General features: G+C 44.9%; 19 protein-coding genes. 2 read left to right on the forward strand and 17 right to left on the reverse strand.

The genetic code is table 11. The features are described from left to right. Positions 1-4: 4 nt before the first annotated feature. The 7 genes from mraY to mraZ are packed head-to-tail and all read right to left on the reverse strand — an operon-like array spanning position 5 to position 7,695. Positions 5-1,084, reverse strand: coding sequence for a phospho-N-acetylmuramoyl-pentapeptide-transferase (gene mraY / locus J7384_RS11920; RefSeq protein ID WP_209114299.1), 1,080 nt, complete (start codon positions 1,082-1,084; stop codon positions 5-7). Then, a complete protein-coding gene (gene murF / locus J7384_RS11925) occupies positions 1,084-2,535 on the reverse strand; it encodes a UDP-N-acetylmuramoyl-tripeptide--D-alanyl-D-alanine ligase (RefSeq protein WP_209114301.1) in 1,452 nt (483 codons plus the stop codon). The genes mraY and murF overlap by 1 nt, the downstream gene beginning before the upstream one ends. After that, complete coding sequence (locus J7384_RS11930) at positions 2,532-4,190, reverse strand: UDP-N-acetylmuramoyl-L-alanyl-D-glutamate--2,6-diaminopimelate ligase (RefSeq protein WP_209114303.1); 1,659 nt, start codon at positions 4,188-4,190, stop codon at positions 2,532-2,534. The genes murF and J7384_RS11930 overlap by 4 nt, the downstream gene beginning before the upstream one ends. Then, on the reverse strand, positions 4,183-5,952 hold the full coding sequence (locus J7384_RS11935; protein WP_209114305.1) for a penicillin-binding transpeptidase domain-containing protein: 1,770 nt from the start codon (positions 5,950-5,952) through the stop codon (positions 4,183-4,185). The genes J7384_RS11930 and J7384_RS11935 overlap by 8 nt, the downstream gene beginning before the upstream one ends. Then, the gene (gene ftsL / locus J7384_RS11940; protein WP_209114307.1) at positions 5,949-6,263 is read right to left on the reverse strand and encodes a cell division protein FtsL; all 315 of its coding nucleotides are present in this window, start codon (positions 6,261-6,263) and stop codon (positions 5,949-5,951) included. Before ftsL ends, J7384_RS11935 begins: the two co-directional genes overlap by 4 nt. A gap of 18 nt (positions 6,264-6,281) precedes the next feature. Next, a complete protein-coding gene (gene rsmH, locus J7384_RS11945; RefSeq protein WP_209114309.1) occupies positions 6,282-7,235 on the reverse strand; it encodes a 16S rRNA (cytosine(1402)-N(4))-methyltransferase RsmH in 954 nt (317 codons plus the stop codon). Position 7,236: 1 nt separating this feature from the next. Next, positions 7,237-7,695 (reverse strand): division/cell wall cluster transcriptional repressor MraZ, encoded by a 459-nt coding sequence (gene mraZ / locus J7384_RS11950; protein ID WP_209114311.1) that lies wholly within the window; start codon positions 7,693-7,695, stop codon positions 7,237-7,239. Between the two features lie 424 nt (positions 7,696-8,119). On the opposite strand from mraZ, the gene J7384_RS11955 reads away from it, so the two are divergent. Further along, entirely contained in the window at positions 8,120-9,457 is a 1,338-nt protein-coding gene (locus J7384_RS11955) for a DUF2252 family protein (RefSeq protein ID WP_209114313.1), read from the forward strand. A gap of 3 nt (positions 9,458-9,460) precedes the next feature. Here the strand turns inward: J7384_RS11955 and J7384_RS11960 are convergent, their stop codons facing one another. The 10 genes from J7384_RS11960 to J7384_RS12005 all read right to left on the reverse strand — a co-directional run bounded on the left by J7384_RS11960 (position 9,461) and on the right by J7384_RS12005 (position 24,364). After that, on the reverse strand, positions 9,461-10,534 hold the full coding sequence (locus J7384_RS11960) for an ABC transporter ATP-binding protein (protein WP_209114315.1): 1,074 nt from the start codon (positions 10,532-10,534) through the stop codon (positions 9,461-9,463). A 49-nt stretch (positions 10,535-10,583) separates the two neighbouring features. Beyond that, positions 10,584-12,221 carry an iron ABC transporter permease gene (locus J7384_RS11965; protein ID WP_209114317.1) on the reverse strand — a complete coding sequence of 546 codons (1,638 nt, stop codon included), beginning with the start codon at positions 12,219-12,221 and terminating at the stop codon, positions 10,584-10,586. A gap of 117 nt (positions 12,222-12,338) precedes the next feature. Then, positions 12,339-13,334: a Fe(3+) ABC transporter substrate-binding protein gene (locus tag J7384_RS11970; RefSeq protein WP_209114319.1), complete on the reverse strand. Its 996-nt coding sequence runs from the start codon at positions 13,332-13,334 to the stop codon at positions 12,339-12,341. Positions 13,335-13,494: 160 nt separating this feature from the next. Further along, the gene (locus J7384_RS11975) at positions 13,495-14,001 is read right to left on the reverse strand and encodes a hypothetical protein (RefSeq protein WP_209114321.1); all 507 of its coding nucleotides are present in this window, start codon (positions 13,999-14,001) and stop codon (positions 13,495-13,497) included. A gap of 70 nt (positions 14,002-14,071) precedes the next feature. Then, the gene (locus J7384_RS11980; RefSeq protein ID WP_209114323.1) at positions 14,072-15,109 is read right to left on the reverse strand and encodes a 2Fe-2S iron-sulfur cluster-binding protein; all 1,038 of its coding nucleotides are present in this window, start codon (positions 15,107-15,109) and stop codon (positions 14,072-14,074) included. Continuing rightward, a complete protein-coding gene (locus tag J7384_RS11985; RefSeq protein ID WP_209114325.1) occupies positions 15,109-16,278 on the reverse strand; it encodes an aromatic ring-hydroxylating dioxygenase subunit alpha in 1,170 nt (389 codons plus the stop codon). Before J7384_RS11985 ends, J7384_RS11980 begins: the two co-directional genes overlap by 1 nt. A gap of 243 nt (positions 16,279-16,521) precedes the next feature. Next, complete coding sequence (locus J7384_RS11990; protein ID WP_209114326.1) at positions 16,522-19,614, reverse strand: hypothetical protein; 3,093 nt, start codon at positions 19,612-19,614, stop codon at positions 16,522-16,524. A gap of 409 nt (positions 19,615-20,023) precedes the next feature. Next, the gene (locus tag J7384_RS11995; protein WP_209114328.1) at positions 20,024-22,276 is read right to left on the reverse strand and encodes a thiamine pyrophosphate-dependent enzyme; all 2,253 of its coding nucleotides are present in this window, start codon (positions 22,274-22,276) and stop codon (positions 20,024-20,026) included. A 107-nt stretch (positions 22,277-22,383) separates the two neighbouring features. Then, positions 22,384-23,571 carry an acyl-CoA dehydrogenase gene (locus tag J7384_RS12000; RefSeq protein WP_209114330.1) on the reverse strand — a complete coding sequence of 396 codons (1,188 nt, stop codon included), beginning with the start codon at positions 23,569-23,571 and terminating at the stop codon, positions 22,384-22,386. 223 nt (positions 23,572-23,794) lie between these two features. Further along, the gene (locus J7384_RS12005; RefSeq protein WP_209114332.1) at positions 23,795-24,364 is read right to left on the reverse strand and encodes a glutathione S-transferase family protein; all 570 of its coding nucleotides are present in this window, start codon (positions 24,362-24,364) and stop codon (positions 23,795-23,797) included. 244 nt (positions 24,365-24,608) lie between these two features. Here J7384_RS12005 and J7384_RS12010 point away from each other — a divergent pair, with 244 nt between their 5' ends. After that, entirely contained in the window at positions 24,609-26,270 is a 1,662-nt protein-coding gene (locus tag J7384_RS12010; protein WP_209114334.1) for a methyl-accepting chemotaxis protein, read from the forward strand. The last annotated feature ends 37 nt before the right edge of the window (positions 26,271-26,307 follow it).

The raw sequence follows: 26,307 nt of genomic DNA on the forward strand, positions 1-26,307 counted from the left end.
ATCGTTATCTAAGTTTCAATGTCGCTAAACCAACCAACACTAAAATCAGTGAAATAATCCAAAACCTGACGATCACTCTTGGCTCAGGCCAACCTTTTAATTCGTAGTGGTGGTGAATTGGCGCCATTCTAAAAATCCGTTGGCCGCGCAGCTTGTAGGAGCCAACCTGTAAAATAACTGAGACCGTTTCCATAACAAAAACGCCACCCATAATAAATAAAACAAGTTCTTGGCGAACCAATACCGCAATCACACCTAAAGAAGCGCCTAGTGCTAATGAACCAACATCGCCCATAAAGACTTGGGCTGGATAGGTGTTGAACCACAAAAAGCCAAGCCCTGCGCCAACAATCGCGGTACAAACCACCACTAATTCGCTGGTCATTGGAATATAAGGAATATTGAGGTAAGCAGAAAAGTTAACATTACCGGTAACGTAAGCGAAAATAGCGAGCGCACCGGCAACCATAATGGTTGGTACAATAGCAAGTCCGTCTAAGCCATCGGTTAAGTTAACCGCATTACTAGTGCCGACAATAACGAAATAGGTCATTGCGATGTATAACAAGCCAAGTTGCGGCAGCACATCTTTAACAAATGGAATCAACAACTGAGTTTCCGCCGGTTGAGCAATACTATATAAAAAGAAAGCCGTTCCTAAACCAATCACGGTTTGCCAAAAGTATTTCCAACGCGCGATTAAGCCTTTTGAGTCTTTGCGAATCACTTTGCGATAGTCGTCGACAAAACCAATAATCCCAAAGCTGGCGACGACAAATAGCACCACCCACACATAAACGTTAGTTAAGTCGCCCCACAGTAAAACACTGAAAATAATTGCAGTCAGTATCAACAAGCCGCCCATGGTTGGCGTACCTGACTTTGACAAATGACTTTCAGGGCCGTCATCGCGCACGGTTTGACCGATTTGCATGCGCTGTAAACCGCGAATCAGTTTAGGACCAAAATACAATGAAATAGCAAGCGCAGTTAACGTGCTAACGATGGCGCGAAAGGTCAAATATGAAAAAACGTTAAAACCGCTAAAATACTGGGTTAAAAATTCACCAAGCCAGAGTAACATTAGCTTTGCTCCCCATTACTTTGCTGTGAATACCAATCAAGTACCCCTTGAACGACCTGCTCCATACGTGCACTACGCGAGCCTTTTACTAACATGGATACTTGCTGCTCCTGTTTATTGGTTTGAGAAAAAGCGTTTGAATTAGCTTCAAGCATTGAAATAATTTCGTTGACCACATCTGCGTGTTGATAAAAATGCTGACCATTACCACATTCAGATGATGTTGCACCTTGATAAGCATTAACGGTATGTTGGCTTAAAACACCAAAGCCCAATAGCACTTCAATACCTTGCTCTGCGGCAAACTGACCAATTTCGGCGTGATATGCTCGCGCTTCTGCGCCCAATTCCGCCATATCACCAAGGGCTAAAATGCGCTTGCCCGGATATGTTGCCAGTAATTTTATTGCTGCTTTTATTGAGGCGACATTGGCATTGTAGCTATCGTCGATAAGCTTAGTATTTGCACCCAGTTGATGGAGGTTTAACCGCCCTTTTACTGCGCTCATTTGGCTAAGGCCAAGCGCTATATCATCGAGGCTAGCGCCTAGTGATAAACAAATTGTTGCTGCGGCGACGGCGTTACAAATGTTGTGTTCGCCCGGTACAGTAAGCTGAACAAAAGTGCTACCAACAGGCGTGTGTAAGCGAAAACTTGCACAGCCGTTGTCATCTAAAATCGCGTCGCTACTAAAGTAATCGACATCGCTGGTGGCAAAGTCTTTGTCGCAAGCAAATTGTCGCACTGTTTTATCGGCTAGTACTTGCTGCCACTTGTCGGCAAAGCTACAAGCTTGGTTATAAATGGCGATGCCACCAGCAGCCAAGCCTTGATAAATTTCGCCTTTAGCACGAGCAACACCACATAAGCTGCCAAACCCTTCGATATGAGCAGCGCCAATGTTATTGATCAAGGCAACGTCTGGCTTGGTTAATCCCGTTGTGTAAGCAATTTCACCAATGTGATTAGCACCGAGTTCAACCACGGCAAAGTGATGATCTTGCTCTAAGCGCAGTAAGGTTAACGGCACACCAATATCGTTGTTAAAATTGCCATCGGTCACTAACACTTTACCCAATCGCGATAAAACGGCGGCAACCATTTCTCGCACTGTGGTTTTGCCGCTGCTGCCAGTAATAGCAACCGTTTTCGGTGCCACTTGTTGTTTGACATAAGCTGCTAACTGGCCTAACGCACGATGAGTGTCTTCAACAATCACCTGACTAATATCTAGAGCCTGTTGTTCACTGACAATCAGCGCACTCGCCCCTTGTGAACAGGCTTGTTGCGCAAACTTATGGCCATCAAAATTAGGGCCTTTTAACGCTAAAAAGACTTGTTCTGGCGCCAAAGCTCGGCTGTCGGTAGTGACTGAGTCAATGATCTTATCAGCGCCGACTAAACGGCCAGATAAAACCTCAGCAATGGTGGCAAGCGAGAGTGAAATCAAAGCTTAACCTCCGATTTATCCGACCATTGTTGGCTAGATTGTGATTGTTGATAAAGCTCAGCAACCAAAGCTCTTTCGTCGTAAGGCAATACTTGCTCACCTAGGATAATCGAAGTTTCATGGCCTTTTCCGGCCAACAAAATAATGTCGCCCGCATTGCTGCAAGCTATTGTTTGACGTACCGCTTGACTGCGGTCATAGCAAACAGAAACCTTGTTCAAATTGGTGATACCGCCTTGAATATCACTGACAATAGCCTCAGGAGCTTCATTGCGCGGGTTGTCATTAGTTAAGACAATGGCATCAGCAAATTGCTCGGCAATAGCGCCCATTTCTTTGCGCTTGCCGCGATCTCTATTGCCACCACAGCCAAAGACCACAATGAGCTGCCCTTGGCAGTGTTGGCGACAGGCACTTAGCGCATTGGCTAACGCGTCTGGCGTATGGGCATAATCAACCACAGTTGCTGCGTGCTCAATATCAGTAAACAGCTCCATACGACCAGCAACCGGCTTGATCTTGATGACTGCCTCTTGAATTTCAGCTAAGACTTGCGCTGACTTTGCACGCCCCAATGACTGTTGCTCTCTAGCCTCTTGCTGAGCCAGCTTTTTCAATTGCTGGTCTAAGACCACCGCAATTGCCGCGAGCAAATTATCTATGTTGAAATCGCCAAGTAATGCACTTGTCATTTGGCACTGACCAAACTCGGTTTCTAAGGTAAAACTAACGCCACTGGCACTGTGCTCAATATCACAGGCGTAGAGGTAACGGCTAAATACTTTAACGCTTGGCTGACGACCGTAAACCAAGCTATTTTGCAGTTGTGGTAACTGTTTCAACCAGCTCTGGGCTTGGCTGTCATCACCGTTTAACACAGTCACTTGTTGCGGGCGTTCTGCATTTAAACCAGCAACGGCAAAAATTTGTGCTTTAGCCTCGGCGTAACTCGCCATGTCACCGTGATAATCTAAATGGTCACGGCTTAAGTTAGTAAAGACAGCGACATCGAGTTCATCGGCATTAATGCGCCCTTGACTCAACGCGTGAGACGAGACTTCCATCGCCACTTGTTCAATGTTTTGTTCAACAAAATCATTAAATAACTGATGAAGTTCAATCGCGCCCGGCGTCGTGTTATTTACTGGTGCTAACTGGGCTAATTTACCGGCGCCTGTGGTACCGATTATGGCCGCATTGCCACCGAGTAAATCAAATAACTGAGCAATTAATTGGCTGACACTGGTTTTACCGTTAGTGCCGGTAATACCTATGGTTAGCATGCTATTTTGTGGTGCGCGGTAATATGCTTTGGCCGCATTGAACAAGCGTTTATTCAAGTCAAAACAACTAAGTACTGGCACCTCAGCGCAAGTTTGCAACTGACCGTGTTCTTGCTCAGTTTCACAGCCGGCGATAACAAGGCGAGCACCTTGTTCGACCGCTTTGTCAATAAAAGCGCGACCATCAAGCTGATGACCAATCACAGCGAAGAAAATATCGCTGTTTGACACTAAGCGACTATCAACGTGCAATTGACCGAAACACTCATGCTCTTGAATAAGTGTTTGAGCTGCTAGTGAAGAAGACAGGTCGAGCACTTGTAACAAGGCCTGCAAATCAAATGACTGTTGAGCTCTGTTGAGGTTAGACATTACTATGTCCTCCCGCAACAGCATTGCCAACATTGGCCGATTGTGAACGACGCTCTTGACCCGATTTGTTTAATTTATCTGGCGCTATATTCAAAATTTGTAAGGCGCCTTTCATCACCCGAGAAAACACAGGTGCGGCAACATCACCACCGTGGTACAAATCGCCACCCGGCTCATTGATCAATACCACAACCACTAATTCAGGGTCAGAAATCGGTGCCACACCGGCAAATAAGCCGACGTAATCATTACCGTAACCACCAGCAATGGCTTTGATGCTGGTGCCAGTTTTACCACCAACGCGATAACCTTCAACTTTTGCTTTTGTGGCCGACTCTTCAACGACACCTTCCAACAACGCCAACAAATATTGCGTCATTTCTGTACTGTAAATACGCTCACCTTCCGGCGCTTTGTCGAGTTTAGTAATCGAGAATGGAATCTTGGTACCGCCATTTGCCAAGGTTGCGTAAAAGCGCGCCAGCTGCATTGGCGTAATCGCCAAGCCGTAACCAAAAGAAAGCGTTGCCAATTCAAACTTTGACCAGCGCTGACGGTCGTGCATCAAGCCAGCACTTTCACCAATTAAGCCGGAACCGGTGTCTTCACTAAAACCCGCTTCAAAAAACTTATCGAGTAAAAAGTCTTTTGGCATCGACAAGGCTAACTTGGCAGTGCCCATGTTAGACGAAGTATTGAGGATTTCTTGTAAGTTGAGCTTACCGCGATTAAACGGATCTTTAACCAAACGGCCGCCAAGACGCATGCGACCTGGGCTAGTATTGATCACCGTACTTTTTTCGGCACTGCCAAACTCTAATGCTGACAATACCGAGAGCGGCTTCATGGTTGAGCCCGGCTCCGCCATATCAGTAATAGCGCGATTTCTAAACCTGTGCTGTGCCGTGTTGGCGCGATTATTTGGGTTGTACGACGGGTTGTTAACTAAACCTAAAATTTCACCGGTGTGAACATTAGCAACCACAACCGACCCCGAAGTTGCTTTAAATGCCGATACCGCACCTTTTAGCTCTTTGTAAGCAAGGGCTTGAATACGCTGGTCAATACTCAGTACTAAATCTTGTGGTTTTTCAGCCGCTTCAACCGATAAGATTTCAATTTTGCGACCTTTGGCGTCTTTGCGAAACTGCTTGGCACCGCTGGCACCAGTGAGTAGTTGGTCGTAAACTCGCTCAACGCCTTCAATGCCTTTATCGTCGACATTGGTGAAACCAACAACATGAGCACTAATTTCACCGGCGGGGTAAAAGCGCTTAGACTCTTTTCTCAGGTGAATACCGGGGATTTTTAACGCTTTAATGTAATCAGCAACGGCCGGAGAAACTTGGCGCTCAACGTACAAAAAGCGGCGTTTTGGATTTTTAACGACGCGATTGGTGAGCTTGTTAACATCGTGCCCCAAAACATCGGCGAGGGCTTGCCAGTGTTCGGTCATAGTCAATGCATTGCGCTCAACGACAATTTTAGGGTCGGCCCAAACGGTTTCAACTGGAACGCTAATGGCTAGCTCAGCACCAGTGCGATCTAAAATAGAGCCGCGTTGCACATCACTCGACAAGGTGCGCAGTGATCGCATATCGCCCTGTTTGCGTAACATATCTGGTTCAATGACTTGAATATAAGCGCTACGAGCGGCTAAACCGCTGTAAACTAATAGAATAACGCCCAGCACTAAGTAGAAGCGCCAGGCAACTGAATTTGGCTTGTTTTTATTGCTTTTCTTACTAGCAGCCTTATTCATGGTAATTCTATAATCACTTCTGATTCTATGTTTGGTCGTTTCATGTTTAACAGCTTGCCGGCTTTACTCTCTATCGAGCTGTGCTCTGCTAAGCTGTTTTGTTCAAGCAGCAAATTTCGCCACTCGATATCTAATTCATCTCGTTGACTTAACAACTGTTCAAGTTCACTGGTGGTTTGACGATTTAAGTGGGTGAAATAAACCACTGCAAACGCCGACAAAACCACTAACGCCATCAAGGTATAAGTCAATATATGACGACGAATGTCCTGCCAAATTTCTATTGCCAGTACGACTTTTGCCGACGCCATCTTCGCTCTTCCCTATGCTTAATCGCAATCCGCCAAGCGCTCAGCAATTCGCAATACTGAGCTGCGCGATCTCACGTTTCTTTCTACTTCGCCTTTCGTTGGCTTTAAGCGTTTGCCAACCAGCGATAATTTTTTGCCTTTTTGCAATTCAGCTTCGGTAATCGGCATGCCACGAGGGACTTGTTTACCCTGTGAGTGCTTCGCCATAAACTGTTTAACCATGCGGTCTTCAAGTGAATGGAAACTTATCACCACTAAACGGCCGCCCGGCGCTAACACATCAAGGGCTGCGTTAAGTGCCTTTTCAATTTGATCTAATTCGCTGTTGATATACATGCGAATTGCTTGAAAGCTTCGAGTTGCTGGATGTTTCTTGATCTCGCGCTGAGGTGCAGTTTTGGCAATTAGTTTAGCCAACTCACTGGTGCGCGTTAACGGCTGTTCATCGCGACTATCGACAATGGCATTGGCAATGCGCCACGCGTGTTTTTCTTCGCCAAAGGTTTTTAGTACCCAGCTGATATCTTCAACATCGGCAACGGCTAGCCACTCGGCGGCGGTTTGTCCCTTTGAGGTATCCATGCGCATATCGAGCGGGCCGTCGTTCATAAAACTAAAGCCGCGCTCAGCATCGTCAAGTTGTGGCGATGAAACCCCTAAATCCAACAAAATGCCATTAACTTTACCGACTAAATCGTGTTTGGCAGCAACGTCAGCTAAATCAGCGAAGCCGGTGTGCTCAATGGTAAAACGTTGATCGTCGGCAAATTTTTGCGCCGCGGCAATGGCCGTTGGATCGCGATCGATAGCGATCAAACGTCCATCTTGACCAAGATTGGATAACACCAAGCCAGAATGGCCGCCGCGGCCAAACGTGCCATCGATATAAACACCGTCATCTTGAATGGCTAAGCCGAAAATCGACTCTTCAAGCAATACTGAGATATGTTGAAAATCTGTTTTTTCAGTCATATTAAAGCGACAACTCCAACGCTTGTTCCGTTAACTCAATTTCACCTGACTGGATCTTACTAATACCCTGCTGAATATGCGCGAGCCAAGCGTCTTCTTGCCATATTTCAAATTTTTTCAAGGAACCAACTAAGCGCACGTTTTTAGAGAGATTGGCGTATTCGCGCAACGGACCGCTAAGCAATAAACGGCCAGCTTTGTCCATCTGACATTCAGTGGCATGTCCTAAAATAACTTGTTGCAGCATTTTGTTGGCTGGTTGCATACTGGAAAGACCCGCTAACTTAATTTCGATCTCTTCCCATTCATCAATTGGATAAAGCGCTAAGCAAGGGTTTTGAATATCAACGGTACAGACCAATTGCCCTTGGCAATCAGCCAACAGTTCTTCTCGATAGCGCGTTGGCATCGTGATCCTGTTTTTACTGTCGAGCGTTATCGCGCTGGTACCTTTAAACATAAACCCGTCGTTAAAATTTAGTGTCTAATCATTTTATTTTTGCTAGCTGTGCTAACAGTATTGATTAATTGTTAGAGAAAATCAGGATAGGATCCACATTTTCCCACTTTATCCCACATTGATACAGTTTAGAGAGTTAAGCAAGTCAGTGTCAAGCAGAGATTGACTAAATAAATGCTAAGGATCGCCAAGAAAATTGCGGGGTTGCGCGAAGTTGATGTTTTTGTGGAAGTTTGTGGATCATTCACCCAAAAAATTGTTTTTTTATCGTTGAAAAAGCAGATTACTGATCAAATTTAACCAAATCTGGTCAACCAAATGACAAAAATTGCATCAATTGTGTCAGCAATATGGCAATTGGTATTTCGGTAGAATTTTAATAGACTGATATCTAAGACAATAAATCGACAACATTGTGCTCACCATGAAAGAAACCGCCACGAATACTCAGCGCAGGCAGCAACTCGAACAATATTTTATCAGCACCGATGGCCACAAGCCACAACAGCAAATCGCCAAACACTTAAAAATGGCAACTAGCCCATTCTTATTTTTCAGAGGTTCAGCGCCGCTTTTTTATCGCGACATAGCCGATAATTTACTCAATATTCCAGAGCAACTAGCACAAATGCCGTTGACTACCATCATGGGGGACTGCCACAGTTCTAATTTTGGCTTTTTTACCGAAGAAGGTTCCCACGGCGATAGTGTTATTTTTGCCGTTAACGATTTTGACGATGCCTGTATTGGTCAAGCAAGTTGGGAGCTCGCGCGCTTTATCACTAGCCTATTTCTGGCTCAACACCATTGCCATGGCATTGTTACTGACCGCTACGCCAGTGAAAAAGACTATCAAAACAAGCCTGTTATTAACCAACAACACGTAATTGATGCCAGCCGTGCATTTATCGACAGCTATATAAACAGCTGCCAACGTTCAATTGAAGATGTTAACTATCGCAGCCATGCCTTAAACAGTTTTGCTGACCATCACATTCTTGCTAAGCGCTATCAAAAAGCCGTTAATCGCGCCGCAAATAATGAAGGCTTTAGCACCGAGAGTACATTGGCAAAAGCGGTTGATTTAACCGCCGCACCACTGCGCTTTAAAGTGTTACCCGAACGTTTTGCCCCCTTAGCGCCAAAAGAATACCAAGCAATTGAGCAAGCGTTTGCACCTTATGTTGACGATTGTATTTTAGATATTGTTGGCCGCTTAAACGCCGGTACAGGCTCAGTCAATATGGGCCGTTACTATTTATTGGTTGGCCCAAAAAATGCGGATAAAAATCAATTAGCCCTATGTCATGTCGTTGAAATTAAACAACAAAGGGCGGCGGCACCACTAGCAACCTTTGCCGATTTGTCGCCAGTCAACCAACTCAACCCTGCCCACTTAACCGTAAACTGCCAGCGCCGAATGCAGCGCAGCCCAGATTTGGTATTAGACGAAGTTGAGTGGCGCGGCCAACACTGGTTAGTGCGTTCAAGGCATCACGCCAAAGTCGGTATTAAACCAGAGCAAATAGCCATTGGAAAAAAAGCAGTAAACAAAGGTGGCTTTGTTCAATATGCACAAGCGTGTGGTCACGCCTTGGCGCTAAGTCATTGCCGAGGCGATCGCAGATCAACATTATTTGAACAAGCAATTGTCGAGACACTGCCAAATGTCGCAACCGTGTTAATTGACGCCTGCCAGCAATACCTCGAACAAGTGTTGACAGATACCGAGTTATTGCAGCAGATGTTAACTGACGACTAAAAGCTAAAAAATCAGCGCTTGATGAGCGGCAACACTCAAACTCAGCGGCTGCTCTACTTGAAATATGTCAGCACTGTAGAAGCTCAACAGTTGCTCAGGGCTTGAGCTTTCGTTGTCTGCAACACTAGCACCAATTGGAGCAACTAAATAGTGATAACCTTGTTCGGTGACACTAACGTGTTTAACGGCAACATTGGCCTTAACAGTTGGCGCTAACACCAAATACTGCGGCTTAATCAACAATTGTTTATCACTGCCGTCAGCTAGTGTATCGAGTTGTTCAACGCTGACAAAATCTAACACGCCAAGGGCAGACTGCAACACGCCGGCTTGCTTAACAACGCTCAGCCAACTACCTAGCTGTAAAAAGTCAGCAACTTGCCAGCTGTTAGGCTGTTGGCAAACTTCACTTGGCACACCAAATTGAGCAATTTTACCTTGATGCATCACGGCAATTTTGTCGGCAAAGGTGAATACTTCATCTTTGTTATGGGTCACGAAAATCGCGGTAATCCCTTGTGACTTCAACAACTGCCTTAACTCTAGCATCAACTCGTTGCGCAGGCGGGCATCGATATTGGAAAACGGTTCATCGAGCAGCAGTAATTTAGGTCTAGGCGCGAGCGCCCGGGCAATCGCCACTCGTTGTTGTTGACCACCAGAGAGCTGATGTGGATAACGGTCGGCAAAGTCATCTAGTTTAAGCAATGCCAATAAGTCGCTGCAACGCTGAGCTTGTTCTGCTTTGCTGAGCTTACTCAAACCAAATTTAATATTGGCGGCAACAGTTAGATGAGGGAATAAGGCGTAATCTTGAAAGATCATGCCAATGCGGCGCTGTTCGGGTGGCATTGGCTTGCTGGCACTAATGGTGAGGGCTTGGTCAATTTCAAGCTCGCCGCGCTGTTGATTGATAAAACCTGCAATGGTGTTGAGTAAGGTGGTTTTACCGCAGCCACTCGGCCCCACTAGCCCGAGAATATCACCGGCAGCCAGTTCAAAGCTAATGTCTTGTAAAATCTGTTTGTTGGCTAGCTGCACCGCAATATTACTGGCGCGAAACGCTTGTTTTATCATTTGCTTATTCTCAACATTCTGTTGTTGCTATTGAACTCTTTCATGTTTATCAACTTTGCGCTTTTTCTTTATTGAGCCAAATAATCGGCAGTAAACCAAAGGCAACGATTAAAATAGCGCCCAATGCCCCTTGCTCTAGGCGCTCATCAGAAATCAGCTGATAAATGTGAGTACTCAAGGTATCAAAATTAAACGGCCTCAGTAACAACACTGCAGGTAGCTCTTTCATCGCTTCAACAAACACCAGTAACCAAGCGACAAAAATTGACGGCCTTAGTAGGGGTAAATGTACTCGACCAACCGCTTTTGGCAGACTAACACCTAGGCTTGCCGGTGCGTAATCAAGAGATTTGGCAATTTGATCATAACCACTGGCCAGGGTGCCGTTGGCAATTGCGATAAAGCGCACCACTAAGGCGATCACAATCGCAAAAATAGTGCCCGATAAAATGAGTCCTGGCTGTTGCCACTCCATGCTTGCCGCTAAGTCGTTAAGCCAGTGGTCTAACGGGCCAAAGGTCGCCAACATCGCCATAGCTAAAACCGTACCGGGAATTGCGTAACCAAAGCCCGATATTTGCAGTGGCAGTTGTTTGCCCTTCGATTGACTAAAACGGCGATAACTCGCGAAAACCAGGGCCAATACCGTGGCAATGGTGGCGACATAGGCCGCAATAGTTAGACTGTTGACGCCAGTATCAAGTAATTCAACCACTTGTTCACCTGTACTGTAGTCAAACGCCATCGCCAGCAATAAGATCATAGGAAGCAGAAAACCAGCGACCACTAAGAGCCAGCAATAACCAGATGCCAATAGATTTTGCCACATAGTTAGTTGCAATAAAGGCTGGGCTTGATTAGGTCGGTTAGTTTGATGCTGTTGATGAGCGCGACTGCGTTGTTCCAAAACAAGCACGATAAAAACCAACAAGGTCAAAACGCTGGCGATCGCATTGGCGGCGGCAATATCGCCGTAGCCGAGCCAAGTATCATAAATAGCTGTAGTTAAAGTATTAACCGCAAAGTACTGAACGGTGGCAAAATCAGCAAGGGTTTCCATCAAAACTAAACTAGCGGCAACTGCTATCGCAGGTCGAGCCAGTGGAATTGAGACTTTGAACAGCGTTTGCCCGGCACTAAAACCGAGCGTGCGACTCGCCCGCAGCAAGTGTTTATCTTGTTGCTCAAAGGCGGTGCGAGTCAGCATATAAACATAGGGAAACAATACCAAGGCGATAATCACGCCGGCGCCCGCTAAGGTTCTAATATCAAAGAACCAATAGTCCTGTGGTGATTGCCAATCAAATTGCGCCCTTAAAAAGCGCTGCAACGGACCTGCGTAATCAAATAAGTCGGTATACAAATACGCCACTAAATAAGCAGGCATTGCCAGTGGCAATAGCAATAACCAACGCAAAAAACGACGACCGTAAACATTGGTTTGACTGATAATGGCAGCACTGGGTACGCCAAATACTATCACTAAAAAAACCACCCAAGCGCCGAGCAAGAGTGTGTTCTGAATGTAGTCGGGTAGAACGGTTTGCCAAAGATGTGAAAAAACGCCGGAAGAGGCGCTAATGCTGGCATAGAACATGGTTAGCACTGGCACCATTAAGGCCAGTGCTAACAACCAAACCGACACTTTACTGAGTAGCGTCGTTGGTCGAAATGATATTTTAATCAAAACAAATAAAGGTTCTTTTTTTGAGGCACATCACTTAGCTAATACTTGTAAGCTAAATCACTTACCTAGATTACTCATCTAAAACCCAATGTGCCTCTAGGTGTTTAAAAAACCTGATTATAAATCAAATTTTGCCTGATCAATTAACATTAATGCTTTTTTGCGTTGTTCAGCAATTTTTTCTAGCGATAAGTCATCGGCTTTAAACTCACCCCATGACGCCACTAAGTCTGAGCGCTTAACACCCACGCGCACTGGGTATTCCATGTTGGTTTCTGCGTATAACTCTTGCGCTGGTACCGAAACTAAGAATTCCATTAACGCTTTAGCATTGTCTTGGTGTGGTGCGTGTTTTGCCATAGCAACGCCCGAGATATTAACGTGAGCGCCAACACCGGCTTGGTTAGGGAAGTTAATATGAACAGCATCGGCCCAAACTTTTTGCTTTTTGTCGGTTAGCATTTTACCGAAGTAGTAGCTGTTACCAATTGAAATATCACATAAACCTTGGTGAATTGCTTGAACTTGGCCACGATCGTTGCCCTGTGGCTTGCGCGCTAAGTTCGCTTTAACGCCTTTTAACCAATTTAAGGTTTCAGCTTCGCCGTGGTGATTGATCATAGCGGCAACTAACGCGACATTGTACGGGTGTTTACCACTGCGAGTACAAATTTTACCTTTGTACTTAGGGTCCGCTAATTCTTCATAAGTAAAAGCGTGCTCTCCCATACGCTTAGCTGAATAAATATTGCGAACGCGGGTTGTTAAGGCATACCAAGTGTCATCGCTAGCACGAAACTGAGCAGGAATTGCCTCAGTTAGCGTTTTTGAGTCAACAGCTTGCAATAAATTTTTGTCGTGAAGTTCAATTAATCGGCTGATGTCAGTGGTTAATAGCACATCTGCTGGGCTGTGCTTACCTTCGCGAGCCAAACGCTCTGCCATACCTTTTTTAGCAAAAACAACGTTGACCTTAATACCTGTTTGTTCAGTGAACTTGGCAAATAAAGGCTCCACCAAAAACGGCTGACGGTAAGAGTAAACATTGACTTCTTTCGCCATGCTAACAAAGCTAGCACTGATTAGGGCTAAGCCCACTAATAGTTTTTTCATAAGTGACCCATTGACGCTGTGACTATTACTCAAGTCTAATTGCTTGAGCTCGATGGAATTTTGATGTGTCGCAAGACTAATGAAGATAAGCTAAGCTGTCAAGCCATTTGAGAACTATTCTCATTGCCTTTTATGTAACAAGATCTTAGCTGATAACACATTAGCTCGACTGTTTATCTATAGGTAATTGCGCAGCGACAAAAGCAATCGCCTGTTCAGATAAACAAGACTTAGTTAAGTAATGCTTACCTAACTGCTGATTAATTTTAAACATCAAGACAAAGCCCTGCTCGGTTTCTACCATTTCGCTAAGTGCTTGCCAAGCCAGTGTTTGTGTTTGGTAGCGGCCATTAATCTCGAGATTCTGCTCAGTAATGGTCAACTCAACTTCGCTGTTCGCAGCTTTCGATATCAATTGCCGCCATAACCACCAAGTTTGACGAAAACGCACGCTTAATGCCTCAACGACACCTAACATGATAATAAAAATAGCTAAATGGCCCTGCTCATTGCCTTGGCTTATACTGCTGACAATCAAGCCAGCAATAAATAGCGCCAACGCTTTGTAATAAGGCTGAATACCGCTAAGCGGTTTTGCCGAAGCCTGAAAGCATTCAATGTAATGCGCTTTATCTAAGAAAAAACGGGTTTTATATTCAAAAGCCATAAAGTGCGTCGTTGGAATAAAAACCTTATCTTAACATTGATAGCCGCAACGCCCAAAGGCCAACACGGGCTTAGCGATATTCAATGGCAACATCGTCAGTTAACGCCAGTGACTGACACGCTAATATTGCGCCTTTTTCAACCTCAGGAGCTTCAAGTGCCAAATTATTCACCATATCGACTTTACCTTTAGTCAGCTGGCAACGGCAACTACCGCAAACACCGCCTTCGCATGAATATGGCGCATCAATACCCTGGTCGAGCATTGCCTGCAATAACTTTTGTCCCGGTTTTACCGACACTTGTGATTTATTGCCGTAGAGATTAACCGACAAATTAGCCTCAATACTGTTAGTGGTGAGCACAGTTTTACCAGCGCCAAACGATTCCATATGAATACGGCTATCAGGCACATCAATATCGTTTAACGCTTGTTTAACATTAGGCAAAAATTGCCCTGGGCCACACAAGTAATACTGAGTGTCTTGGGCATACGGCGGGTTCTCTTGGATAAACTGATGAATAGCTTCCGCGTTAATACGGCTTGAACGCCACGGCGACTGACTAAACCAGCCGGGAGAGCTATGACAATGGCTAACAACTAAGCGATCACTGTACTGTTCAGCGAGTTGTGCTAGTTGGTCTGTAAAAATAGTGCTTTTGCCGTTTTTATTACCATAAAGCAAATAACCAAAACTATCCGGTTCGCGCTCAAGCATACTCACCAGCATCGAATAAATTGGCGTAATACCAGAGCCTGCAGCAAAAAAGTAATGACTGCGTCTTAATTTGTTATCTGGTGACAAAACAAACTTACCCGACGGTTCACTGATCATCAAGGTATCGCCAACGCTGATACGTTGATTAATAAACCCTGAAACTTTGCCCTGATTGACCGCTTTTACCGTGATTTGTAACGGGCGTGCTACGGGTGCAGAAATAGAATAGTTTCTCTTTAGTTCCTCACCATCAACAACCAATTTGATTCGAACGTGCTGTCCGGGAAGCCAACTAAAAGTACTTAACAAATGCTCCGGAACATCAAAGCTCAATGATGTTGCATCGGCAGCTTTGGTCACTTCAGCGACAGTTAATTGATGCCACGCCATTACTTATCTCCTACCAACTTATCTGCAAAGGGTTTGAGATATTGCCAAACAACCTGCTGATGGCCGCGAATCGGCGACTCACCGTGCTGTGCCGATGGACCAAGCTCGAAGTATGGACTTTGATAAGATTTTTGCTGCTGTTCACAGACGTAGATATCTTCTTGCATAAAATCGGCTGACCCAAGCGGATGCGAAGCATCTAAACTAGGATATTTGGGACCAATTCGCTTTTGCCAAAACTTACTGGAACGAGCGCCATACTTGGCAAATTGCCAGTCGGACGCAGGCATCACTTTTGTTCGTACCTCGACTCGTGTGCGGTCAACAGCAATCGGCGTAATATGAAACACAGACCAACTGGTTTCAGACTCACCAAGGCCAATGCCAGGGAATAACATTGGCACAGAGGCGCCAAGCTGATCAGCCGACAAATGATCAATCAATGGCATTGAGGCGTTTTTCTCTAAATTAGCGGCGTATTCGCTATCTAGCGGCTCCCAAAACGCAAAATGAGGTCCGATAAAACCAAACTCGGCCTTAGCGTGATCGTACATATTCAAGGTACCGCTGTGCAACTGAGCCAGGTGATAATGGTCGATATAGTTCTCGACGACAATCTTCCAATTGGCAGCAATATCTTCAACGACCTTGTAATCGGCTGCTTCGACCAATTTTTCCGGTTGATGAGCGCCTAGGTGAGGCTCTATATCACCAAACCATTGGCTCACTGCAATGGCGTCAGCTTCAGGGTGAACCCAAATCATGCCACGCCAAACATCGACTGATGCTCGCTTTAAGCCGAGGCAACTTTTATCCAAATTAGCAAATTCGGCATTCATCTTGGGAACCGAAATCAATTCGCCTTCAAGGTCATAAGTCCAGTCGTGATAAGGACAAGTAATCGCCTTTTTCACTGTACCTTCAGCTCTAAGTAGCTGAGTTCCCTTGTGTCGGCAAATATTGTGGAAGGCGCGCAAGCGATAATCACGCCCCATAACAATGACAATACTGTTAAGGCCGGCTTGTACCGTTTTAAACTGACCGGGTTGAGCGAGGTCTTCAACCAAGCCAGCATAAGCCCAAGTCGCTGAAAAAATGTGACGCATTTCAAGATCAAACCACTGCTTGTCTGTATATGCGGCTATCGGCAAGACATCATTTTTAAGCATAATATTTTTATACTCTTTGTTATTGTTGAAACAGCTACTAAGCATAGATGGTAAAGAAGTTCGCCATCAGTTAGCTGGATAGCTACACCGAACAATTTCAGTATAGCGCTTTACTCAAGTACTGAAGCTTTAACTAGCACCCAAATATATTGTCAATGTGACATTTTATCTCAAATAACCACAAAAACCTATCACGAATGATGGTGATAAACCTCCGGCTATCATTACCACAGCTAAATGTCATTAATCGCGATTAAAACGACCATCCATATCATTGTCGAGTGCTAGCCTAAAGCCTTGGCCTGGAACCGCACAGGTGTAGGTTAAAACATTGCCTGTTTGCTGCGCGAATTGCTGTAACTGTTCAGCACTTAACCTTGCTTCAGTTCGTTTATCACTGGCAAATTGTTTACTGGCGGGCAAATACAGAAAACCTTTGTAATCACCATCGATTACACCTTTAGCGATCAAATCACATTCCTTGACCTCACCTCCGAGTATTTTCGAAACGAAAGGAACTTGAGCTCGTTCGTGCAACAAGTCTAAACGCGCTTTTACTACATTTGATGTCGTCGCACTTAAAGTAACTTGTTGGCCAACAATTGGCGCAATATCATTGTCAAAAGCCATTAGGTAATCAACCAAACCTTCTCTCGTTGCTTCATCAGGAATACCGACAAAACCTTGATTGAACTGACAACCGTGACTCGCACTGACACCCGGAGGGCAATCTTGTTCGCCGTTATCAAAAACACCACCTCGCAAAAAGTTTACTAGCTGGTCTGTCGCGCCGTCGTGCAAAAAGCCAAAACCTCGGATTTGTTCACCTTGATGTTGCTTAGTATGGCTGGGCAAAAAACCTTCTCGATCAGGAAGACCAAACATGCCAACACGTGTGTATAGGTTTCTCAATTGTGGGATTTTAAAGATTTGAATTTCACCACCGTGACCACTCTCACCTCGGCTACCATAAAAGCCCTGCGCGTGGTCAACGCCATGACAGCCTTCACAATTAACACCGTCAACTGCCGTACCATTTGAATCAACATCTTGTGCTAAACCATCAGAACGTCTAACGCCGTGGAAAAAATTAGCGCCGAGTTGAGCTGAATCAGACAAGCTGTTATCGAGGTTGCGAATCGGGTTAGGTGGAGTTGCCACCGCCAACATAAAGTCAGCAAACTTATCCATGTCACTCTCTAACGCTTTGACATCAGCACTTTTGTTACTCGCCTCAACCGACTCAGGCAACCCGATATCAAGCCCAAGCAAACCATCAAAGGCAGCGATAAAGTTTTTAAATGAAACACGTTCATCTAGCGTTTGCTCAGTGTCGTTACCAAAATAGCCATTAACGCGATCACCGCGCCAATGCATATGACCATGAGTACTCATACCGCGCATTGTTTGCGTCGCCATCGGCCCTTTCATCGAAGCAATAGTATCAATGTCACCGTCGCCATTAATAATACTTAACAGCTGACAAGACTGGTCATTCTCTCCCACTAAGTCGCAGCCTAAACGCGGAAAGTGGCGCAGTGGAAAGGGTTGTAAGTTTCGACTGTTGGCCTCGTCAGGATTCCCCAAGTTCCAACTTAAATGATCGGTATCGCCGAAAATATGGCAGCTAGCGCACGACGATTCACCATTGGATGAACTGCGGTTACCATCATAGAGCATAAATCGGCCAGCTTGGAAGCTCTCTGGCTCTGGATTAGCTAATGCAATCCTTGACAATTCAGTGCCAGTGTTCGCGTTTATCGTAACTAAGGCGTTATCAAATTTGGTGTAGACATAAATTCGCTTATTGCTCTCATCAAGCTTTAAACCCGCTGGTCCACCGGCAATATCTAAATAACGTTCACTCGCTTGTTCGGGATTAAAATCATCTGCTCCTCCGTCCCAAAACTTCTGCTCTCGCAGTTGTTCCGTATTGAGCACGGCAACTTTATTTGAGCCCAGAGCCGTCATATATAAAGTTTCACCATCAGCACTTAGCGCAATTTGCGTTGGTGTCGACAAGCTGTGTTGTTTAACATCTGGCTTTGCTTTTAACTGGCTGTAATCAATGTGATTATTGATATGTCGAGGCAAAACTTGACCGTTGGCGGTGTTGATATAGGTAATTTGACTTCTAGCTATGTTGCCCTGCACTGTGCTATCGGCAAATTCACCCGCACCTTCAAAACGCACAGCATTATTCGCTTCAGTATTACTGACAAACAGACCACCGGTTTTAGGGTCGACAGCCAGATTAAACAGCGTCGTACCGACATTGGTATAGGCTGCTTTCTCCGTCAAAGTTTCAGTATCAATGGCGAAAACATCTTTATCTGGCAGACTAAAACGCACACCATTGCTAAAGTTGCGACCTTTGGTATCGAGCCACTTTCCCGAGGCGCGATCGTACTTAACAATCATTGAAGTCCACGGTTGCGCCTGTCCGCGAACATTAATTCCAGGTGCGGTTCTACCACCAGGTAGCATACCATTAGCTAAACCTTTTGGGCTGCTGATACCGTCCATCACTTGGCATGGCTGGCTACCTAACTGATCATCTTCAAAGCCTTGGCACATCACAGCTTCGTGAACAGCTGTCGTTTGGTTACCTGAGTGAAATACCGACACGTAAACACTAGATTGATCGGGGCTAACTGCTAGGCCTCTTGGGCTATCGCCAAAGAGCGTCATAATTTTTTCGGGAATGCCACCAAGTGCTTGTCCTAAGTTAGCGGTATTAAAAATCCAAACATCGGCGCGACCAATTCCCGGCGTATGCAGTTGAGGGTCGCCCGCACCAGGCACGCCTCGCAAGCTGTGATGGCTTAAATGTTGGCCTCGATGAGCACTGCTAATAAACGCTTTTCCTTTTGCAAAGACAATATCTTGCGGCTCATCACCAACTAACAGAGTTCTGGTAACAACAGGCTTGGCGAGCGTTAAATCAATAATACTCACTGAATCAGACAGTTTATTGACCACCCACAGCTGCTTACTGTCGAGTAGCGCTAGTGAAACTGGCTCTAAGCCAACCGACACAGTCAAGTTATGTCGGTGGCTGCCATCTTCAGTGAGGGTAAATACTTCAACACTGTTATTGGCCGTATTAACAACGTACAAAGTATTATTGTCTTGGACGATTGGTCTGGTGGCCACTGACTCAAAACCAAGGTATTTGCTTGTCGGTACTTCAATCGGTGCGGGCATCGGAGCTGGCACCGGGCTCGGCGCTGGTGCCGGACTTGGGGTTGGTACTGGCGTTGGACTGTCACTCGAGCCACCGCACGCTGTTAATAATGCTAACAGCGGTATAACAGTTGTTAGTTTAGTTTTCATTAGCACACTCTCGTTCGCTTTCTCGCAATTAGCCTTTGCTAGCAGCCATTTGTATTCATCCAATAGCAGCTGTCTTAGCAAGTGCTTAAATCACAATAAAAATTGAATAAACAAGTAAATTGTCAACTTGATTATTTATATATTAGATCGCACACAAATTAATTGTCAACATGACAATTAATGATGATTTTGACGAGTGATTGAAAATAGCGAACAAAATAAAGTCATGCAGACAGAATAAACTCAATACAGCAACGACTTAGGCAATGACTAAAATTGGAAGTAAACGCTGAGACAAAAGCACTTAGAAGACTAAGTGTTGAGAATAAAAGAAGAAAACATAAGGCGCGCTAGACAAAAGTTATCGACTAACGCGGAGGTTAAACAGTAAAGACTCTAAAGTTTATCGTTAACTTACTTGAGTGATAGACTTAGCGGCGTTAACAATCTGTTCAACCGAAGGCAACACACAGTAAGCGGCCTTACCCAAGGGAATAAAGCTATCTTCACCAGTCACTCGAACCACTTGCGGTAAGCTAATGCCATTTTCAATCAGTAAGGTGATTAATGCTTCGCTGATTGAACCCGTTTGCCGACATTCATCAACAATCAAGACATGACGACAAGCACTGACCTGCGCTAAAATTCCTTGCTGGTCAAGCGGTGCTAAGTAGCGTAAATCAACCACTCGACAGTTAATACCCAAGGCTGCCAGCAGCGGCTCAGCCTGACGTGACAAGTAATAACCATTGCCATAACTCAAGAGACATAAATCTTCGCCTTGGCCATAACTTGAGACCGTTAATTGATCGCTAACAGCGCGGAGTAATTGATCAGGCTCACTCACTTGTTCAACCGGTGGCACATAGTCAAAGCTCCACAAACCATCACCGGTTTCGTGTAAATCTTTCGTCATGTAGAGAGCTATTGGTTCTAAAAACACCACCACACGTTGCTCTTCATCGGCTAAGCACACACAGTTTCTCAGCATTTCGACAGCATCTTGACCATTAGATGGACACGCCAGCACAAGACCTGGGATATCTCGAAATACGGCGAACGAGTTGTCGTTGTGAAAATGTCCACCAAAGCCTTTTTGATAACCTAAGCCGGCAATGCGTATCACCATCGGATTAGTAAACTGACTATCAGAGAAAAATGACAGTGTTGCTGCTTCGCCGCGAATTTGATCTTCGGCATTGTGAACATAAGCAAGAAACTGAATTTCAGGTATCGGTAAAAAACCGTTGTGAGCTAAACCAATAGCACCGCCGAGAATACTTTGCTCATCCAGCAGCGTATTAACCACCCGGTTTTGACCAAAGTTATCACAAAGCTTACTAGTGACAGAATAAACACCGCCTTTCTTACCAATGTCTTCACCACAAAGCACAATGTTTTCGTAGCTCGCCATTAAATCGTGTAGTGCCCAATTAATCAGTTTAGCCATGTGTTGAGGTTTATTGATATTGTGTTGTTCATGGCTAAAAAGCTGCTGACGGTATTCAACAGTTACCGATTTAGCGCTTGAAGGGCGGCGCTCAGTCGGCACCAAGCTTGCCATTACCGCTTGGCTGCTACTCAATTTAGGTTTCTGCACCACCTCAGCCGCAACTTTGGTAATCTGAGCTTGAATATCGAGATAGTAATCAACTAACGCTTGGCGATTGGCGACTTGGTGTTTCAACAACAGCGCAGCGCTGTACAGTAATGGGTCTTGCGCTTCGTTGGCTTCAATCTCAGTTTGACTGCGATAACTAAATTCACTATCGGAACCAGCATGGCCGAGTAGGCGTACCAAATTGACGTGCAAAAACACCGGTTTTTGCTGCTCTAGTGCAATCGCCCGAGCGCGCTGAGCCTGTTGATAAGTATCGAGTAAGTCAAGGCCATTACACTCTAAATAAATCAGTCCAGCTCTATCTTTGAAATTGGCTTTTATCCAGCCAGTAGGTGTTGTGGTTGAAATACCGATACCATTGTCTTCGCAAATGAAGACTAACGGTAATGGTACCGATTGATAAGCTGCCCAAGCGGCGCTGTTAAATGCGCCTTGGGCAGTTGAATGGTTTGCTGAGGCATCACCAAAACTGCAAACCACAACACTATCACTCGCTAGCGGCGTGGTTAAATTTAAGCGGCGGCTCAAGCCGATACTAAAAGCAGTGCCAACTGCTTTCGGCAAATGAGAGGCTATGGTACTGGTTTGTGGTGGCACGTTAAGTATTTTGCTGCCCAATACCTTGTGCCGACCAGCGGAAATCGGATCTTCGCTGCTAGCAGCGAACGATAGCAAAATATCGCGAATAGGGTCTTGCTCAGCGACTTGTCGAGCGCGTTCAACCATAAAAGCGCCACTGCGATAATGCAAAAAAGCGATATCTTGTACCGAAAACGCTCGGCCATAAGCGGCATTACCTTCGTGACCAGCACTGCCTATGGTGTAAAAGCTCTGCCCTTGTTTTTGCATCACTCGAGAGTGTAAATCTAAGTGTCGGCTGGTCACTTGGCTGAGAAAAAGCTCAAGTAAATCACTATTGCTCAAGCCGAGCTGTGCTGGCGTTAAGGAACTCACAACATCAGGTAATTCACCAGACAAAACTAAATCAATAAACTGTTGTTCAACAATTTTATTGCGATCTGTGCTACTTACCTGTGCCATATTGTCACCTTTTTGTTGTTATTGTCTGAGTCAATAATGTGCTCAGTGGTACTGCTTACTCCACTTGTTTCCGTTCTATTTGTTAAAAGCTAATGAAAAATACTCACCTAGAAAAAGGCCTGTACACCCGTTTGCGCTCGCCCTAAAATCAAGGCGTGAATATCGTGCGTACCCTCATAAGTATTCACTGCTTCTAAGTTCATTGCGTGACGAATAACGTGAAATTCATCACAAATACCATTACCGCCGTGCATATCACGCGCGTTGCGTGCAATCTCAAGCGCTTTACCGCAAGAGTTACGCTTGATCAATGAAATTGCTTCAGGTGCTAAGAGGCCGTTGTCGATCATTCGCCCCGCTTGCAAACAGGCCAATAAACCTGTGCTAATTTCAGTTTGCATGTCAGCAAGCTTCTTTTGAACCAGCTGCGTCGCCGCTAATGGCCGACCAAATTGCTCGCGATCTAAGGTGTATTGACGAGCAGCCTGCCAGCAGAACTCGGCAGCACCAAGAGCACCCCATGCAATACCGTAACGCGCTTTGTTCAAGCAACCAAATGGCCCAGACAAGCCGCTTGTATTTGGCAATAAGTTATCTTCTGGAACAAAAACATTGTCCATGACTATTTCACCAGTGATAGAGGCGCGCAGTGAAAATTTGCCGTCAATTTTAGGTGCCGATAACCCGGCCATACCTTTTTCTAAAATGAAGCCTTTAATAACGCCATCGAGCTTCGCCCACACGACAAAAACATCGGCAATTGGCGAATTGGTAATCCACATTTTATTACCAGTCAGCTGGTAACCACTGTCAACTTTATTCGCATAAGTCGACATACTAGCAGGATCAGAACCTGAGTTAGGTTCAGTTAAGCCAAAACAGCCTATTAGCTCGCCAGTCGCTAATTTAGGTAAGTACTTTTGCTTTTGCGCTTCACTACCGTAAGCGTATATCGGGTGCATAACCAGCGATGATTGCACACTCATCGCACTGCGATAGCCACTATCAACGCGCTCAACTTCGCGAGTAATCAGGCCATAGGCAACGTGATTAACACCAGCGCAGCCATACTTTTCTTCAATAGTACAACCCAACAAACCCAGTTCACCAAACTCACGCATAATGTCAGGATCAAAATGTTCGTGACGGTTGGCCTCAAGTATTCTAGGCATCAAGCGCTCTTGGCAAAACTGATGAGCAGCATCGCGCATGATGCGCTCTTCTTCAGTGAGCGCTTGCTCGAGTAACAGAGGATCTTGCCAGTTAAAACTCGGTTTAGTAGTAGACGCAGACATAGTGATGACCTAATAATGAATTCGATTAAAGTGAAGGAATTATAAGTTATAACCAAAGCTAATAGTTTGATTAATATCACAGAAAATTATTTGTCGCCAGCGATCAGCATAAAGCACTAACGACAAATACTGAGACAAAATAATTACAAGTGTGAACAAAACTGAACAAATAACACTCAGACCAATTGACTATTTGGCCTCGGCTATGCGTTTGGCAACTGTGCTAACGAGGATCTGTTTCAACAACGCCAGCTTGTTGTTGTGCCCACTGATAGAATTCAACTAAATGCGGGTGCTGACGCCAATCAGCAAGCTCGCGAAATTCGACCCAATCAAGCAAACAAAACAAGCATATAGCCAAGTAATCCCACTGGTTAAATTGGCTGTGGGCAACTTCATCGTTCAAAGTCGTTAAAACACTATCCACTCGTTGACGTTGCAAATTAAAGAACAGAATATCTTGCTCTACTGGCAAGCCTGAACGCTTAGACAACAAAATTGAAACCAGTGAGTCGTTGGCAGCATCTATCAGAGTGAACAGGTTTTCTTGCTGCCAGCTGATTTGGCTCAAGTTCAGCTTTTCCGATAAGTAACGATAAATGATTCTCGAATCGTAAACACTCTGCTCACCGTCTTGCAATGCTGGCACTCGCATGGTCGGATTATTCGCCAACAAGGTTTTACGATCATCATCGGCAAAAATATCAAGATTAACAAACTCATAATCATGATCGCGCAGCAAGATTCGCAAACGACGGACATACGGAGATGTGGTAGAGCCAAATAGTTTCATGGGTAAATACTCTTATATACTAAAGAAGCGTTAATAACAGATACCTCTAATCTATCTTTATGTAAAGCCTAAGTAGATGAAATTAGCTACTCAACCGATATTGACATATTTACTCTATTATCATGGTCTTGCTATAGTCACTATTGCGAAAAGGAAGTCATTTATTTTTCCAATACTCAAAAAATTATAGAATTAAGGGCTAAATATGAACTTCTTATCGAAAAGTCTTATTTGGAAACTGATCATGCCGATCATCGGTTTTTTCTTTTTCGTACTCATTGGCTTTTCAATATTGCTGCCCGCAACGTTAAATCAAAACACCACGAACAACATTGTTACTTCGGCAGTTAATACCGCCGAGCAATTTAAAAAATTGCGCACCTATTACTCGCGCAATATATTGCAGTCGGTAATCAATGCCGACAGCCCAATCAGCGCTTCAACAGATCACAAAGACAAGGTTGGTGTTGTACCGGTACCGGCAACTTTTCTTCATGACGTTAGCTATGAAATGAGTAGCGACAATATTCAATTCTCGTTCTCGAGTCCGTTTCCGTTTGCCAATCGCGCCAATCGAGAGCTCGATGACTTTGATCGCAAGGCTTGGCAGTTTTTAACCGCTAACCCCGATAAAGCGTACTCAGAGTTAACCGAAGTCAATGGCAAAGCCATTATGAGAGTTGGCGTTGCTGACATATTAACAGCGCAAAGTTGTGTCAACTGTCACAATTCACATCCCGATTCGCCCAAGACCGATTGGCAAGTAGGTGATGTGCGCGGTATTTTAGAAATGAGTATTGATATAAGTGCTGAACAGGCCGCCGATAAAAAGCTCTCTTGGTCAGTTATCGGGACGATGGCACTTTTACTAGTTGCCGTACTGGTGGTGATTTCTTTGAGCTTTTCCCGCTTTATCAAGCAAAAAGTAACGTCGATAACCCAAGCCGTAGACAGTATTGTCGACGGCGATCTCAGTACTGAGCTGAGCACTGGTAAGAGCCAAGACGAACTATCGATCATCATGAAATCGATCAATCGCATTACTCAACAGTACCGACAAACCATTGAGCTTATTACCGATTCGGCAAATCAATTAAAAGACAAAGCCGATGCCCTCAATCACATCACTGTCGAAGCGCAGCGCGGCACTCAACGTCAGTCGCAATTAACAACGGCAACTGAGAGTTCAATGCAAGCAATGCTGACCACAGTATCGCAGGTTGCCGACAATGCTGCTCATGCCACTGATTCAGCAGCCATTGCCCAGAATGTCTCCGAGCAAGGACAAACCGTTGTTCAAGGCTCGGTAACCGTAATTGAAGCGATGTCAGAGCAAGCGGAAAACTCAAGTAACATTATTGGACAATTACAAGGTAACGTAGAAAAAATAGGGACTGTTTCAGCAGTTATAGGCTCTATTGCTGAACAAACCAACCTACTGGCACTTAACGCGGCAATTGAAGCGGCCAGAGCCGGTGAACAAGGTCGTGGCTTTGCCGTCGTTGCCGATGAAGTGAGAGCATTAGCCAGTAAAACCATGCATTCAACCGGCGAGATCGACAATATTATTAACCAGCTGCAAAGTACCACCAGTGACTTAGTCTCGGCAATTACTGCCAATACAGAGCAAGCCAATGCTGCTGTTGAACAAATCCAAGAAACTAAGCGTTCACTGTCGGGTATTGGTCAACAAGTTAACGATATCACTTTAGTTAATAACGACATCAAACAATCGACCGATAGCCAAACAACCGTAGCCAATGACGTCAGTAACAATATTTCGCAAATTGCTGAAATATCAGCACAAGTGGAACAAGGCACTGAGCAAATTGGTTATAGCGCTGAAGAGCTCAACCTATTGGCTGAACAAATGAAACTATTGTGTCAAAAGTTCAGGCTTAATTAACCTAGAGATTGAGGACATCAGTTCAGGCGCCATAAAT

This window comes from Endozoicomonas sp. G2_1, from assembly GCF_017744155.1.
In the GTDB taxonomy this organism is placed as follows: Bacteria; Pseudomonadota; Gammaproteobacteria; order Enterobacterales; family Alteromonadaceae; genus JAGHQT01.